The sequence below is a fragment of the Streptomyces sp. NPDC047002 genome, from assembly GCF_040704505.1.
GTDB lineage: Bacteria > Actinomycetota > Actinomycetes > Streptomycetales > Streptomycetaceae > Streptomyces.
The window spans coordinates 1-2,937 of the sequence record NZ_JBEYWC010000062.1; the positions used below are offsets into that span (position 1 = coordinate 1).

At 71.1% G+C, this 2,937-nt stretch carries 1 protein-coding gene and 1 pseudogene; one reads left to right on the forward strand and one right to left on the reverse strand.

All coding sequences use genetic code 11. The annotated features are described in order from the left end of the window. Nucleotides 1-126: 126 nt before the first annotated feature. Entirely contained in the window at nucleotides 127-2,655 is a 2,529-nt protein-coding gene (locus tag AB0910_RS30890) for a choice-of-anchor D domain-containing protein (protein WP_366747974.1), read from the reverse strand. Between the two features lie 189 nt (nucleotides 2,656-2,844). Between AB0910_RS30890 and AB0910_RS30895 the strand changes: the two are divergent. Next, nucleotides 2,845-2,937 (forward strand): annotated as a pseudogene (locus AB0910_RS30895) (AIM24 family protein); the annotation flags it as partial.

Genomic DNA, 2,937 nt, shown 5'->3' on the forward strand with positions numbered 1-2,937 from the left:
CGTGCACCCTGCGTAGTCGCCCCTCGCTCCAAGTGATCGAAATCTCCCGAACCACCCTAAGGTGGGGTTATGGGAGTAGATGTACGCAGGCGCGCGGATCGCGCGCCCCGCGGCCCGGCCCGCGCCTCAGCTGCTCGGAAAGACCGCGAAGTCCGAGAGCTGGCCCGCGTTCCACCCCGTGTTGGCGGTGATGGTGACGCGTACGTACCGGGCGGTGGAGCCGGGCACGGTGATGTTCACGGTGTTCTGGTTGGCGCTGGGGTCGAAGGTGTAGGCGGCGGACGGCACGGCGGTGGTGAAGGTGGAGCCGTCGGTGGACGTCTGGACCGCCAGGGTCTCCTTGCGGGTGTTCCACGCCGCGGCGGGCGGCAGCTTCAGCGTGACCTTGCCGACCTTGAAGTTCTGGCCGAGGTCGACCTGCGCCCACTGCGGGAAGGAGCCGTTCTGGCTCTCCCAGTACGAGGAGGCGTCCGTGTCGGTCAGGTTGGCGGGGACGTACGGGCTGTTGCTCGAACTCGCGGAGGCCGGGCGGCCCGCCGCCACGTTGGTCGTGGCGCCGACGCCGCTGCCGGTGAGGGAGACGGTCGTCGGGCCGTTGTTGGCGTTGCTGTTGACGGTCAGAGTGCCCGTACGGGTCCCGGCCGCCGTCGGCTTGAACGTGACGGTCGCGGTGCAGGACGCCCCGGCCGCGACGGACGAGCAGGTGTTGCTCTGCGCGAAGTCGCCGCTCACGGTGACACCGGAGACGGTGGCCGCCGTGGTGCCGGTGTTGGTGAACTTCACCGTCTGCGCGGCGGCGGACTGGCCGACGGCCGTCGCGGCGAAGCCGAGGCTGCCGGGCGCCGCGGAGAGCACCGGGCCCGGCGCCGTGCCGGTGCCGGAGAGGGTGACCGTGTCGGTGGCGCCGCCCGCCTTGACCGTCAGGGTGCCGGTGCGCGCGCCGGCCGCGGTCGGCTTGAAGGTGACGGAGACCGTGCACGAGCCCTTCGCCGGGATCGATGAGCCGCAGGTGTTGCTCTGGGCGAAGTCGCCGCTGGCCGCGACGGACGAGACGGCGGCGGCCGAGCCGGTCGGGTTGGCGACCGTCACGGTCTGGGCCGCGCTGGTGGCGCCGGTCGCGGTGGAGCCGAAGTCGAGCGCGCCGGGGGTCGCGGTGACGCCGTCCGCCGGGTAGGGCGGGAAGTTCGGCGCGGGCCAGCCGCCGCAGTACGGGGTGCCGCCGATGCCGGAGTTGCCGCCGCCGTCGGTGACCTGGAAGTTGCCGCCCTCGCAGCTGTAGACGGGGGCGGACGCGCCCACGCCGGTCGCGGTGACGTTGGTGAACTTCGCGGCGCCGCCGGTCTGTTCCTGGAGCGCGAAGGTGCCGGTGCCTGCGATGGTGACGTTGTTCAGGTTGACGCCGCTCACGGTGCCCTCGACCCACTGCACGGCCTCGTAGGGGCTCTGCTGGATCAGCGCGTTGGAGACGTTGATCGGGCCGTTGATCGCGCCCTGGCTGCCGTCGAACCAGAGCGCACCGACGCCGAACTGCCAGTTCGGGTCGAGGCTGCCGTCCCTGATCAGGGTGTTGTCCGAGATGGTGGTGGTGCCGACGGGCGTCGAGGTGAAGCGCTGGCCGACGTGGATGCCGCCGCCCTGGGTGAGGCCGGTGTCCTGCACGAGGTTGCCGGTGACGGTGTTGTCGTGGCCGCCGTAGATCGCGATGCCGTTGGCGAGGATCTGGAGCTGGACGGTGTTGTGGCTGATGGTGTCGTTCGCGTCGGCGCCGAGCGCGGAGTCGGCCCAGGTGGCGATACCGTCGTCACCGGTGTTGCGGATGTCGCTGTTGGTGACGGTGGAGTTGGTGACACCGCCGTGGAAGTTGATGCCGTCCGCCGTGGTGTCGCGGATGCGCAGCCCGCTGAGGGTCAGCTTGTCCATCGGGCCGTCGAGCCAGGCGCCGACCTTGTCGTGCTCGATCCACAGGTTGGCGACCGACGAATTGCTCATCGCGCCGCCGACGGCGTTGACCTGCGCGTTGTCGTCGCGCTCGCCGACCTGGCCGAAGATCGCGAAGTTCTGCAGGTGGACGCCGGTGCTGGGCGAGGGCGCCGAGTTGCCGTAGAAGCCCGGGGCGGTGCCGGTGACGGTGGAGTACCACATGCCGGCGCCCGCGACGGTCACGTTGTTGACCGCGATGTGGCCGGGGACGTTGTACGTGCCCGGCGGTATCCACACCGTGCCGCCGGCGCCCGCCGCGCGGATCGCCGCGTTGAAGGCGGCGGTCGCGTCGGCCTTGCCGCTCGCGTCGGCGCCCTGGCTGGTCACGGAGACCGAGCCGGATGGCTGCGGGAGCGCGGCGCCGACCTGCTCGAAGTCGGCGAAGTCGATGGTGTACGAGGAGGCCGTGTCGCCGGAATCGACCTGGAGCTTGAAGGTGGTGCCCGCCGGATAGGTCTGGGGCAGCAGCCGGTGGACCTCGTCGTAGAAGTGGTGCGGGTTGCTGCCGGGGGAGTTGGTGAAGGGGTAGCTGCCGTAGTACCAGCTGTACGCGTTGGTGAGGCTCAGGTCGTCCTGCTTGGCGCCGTTCACGTAGAGCGAGAGCGGGGCGGTGTAGGCGGAGCCGCTCGCGGTGTCGGGGATGCTGTAGCGGACGTCGATCGAGTTCGTCGCCACCGGGGTGGTGAAGGTGACGTACTTCCCCGAGCCCTGGAGGGTGACCGCCTTGCGGTACGAGGCCTCGTCGGCGAGCTGGCCCTGGGCGTAACTGGGGCCGATGGCGGTGCCGTTGGTGGCGGAGTTCTCCGCCTGGACCTCGGCGTACGGGAGGCCTGCGCCACTGCCGCCGGTGGCGGCGGCGGGTGCGGCGAGGTGACCGGGCAGGGCCTGTTCACCACCACCCTGCGGGGGCACGGCGCGGTCGCCGTGATGGCGCACGGCGGGGTGGTGGAGCTGCCG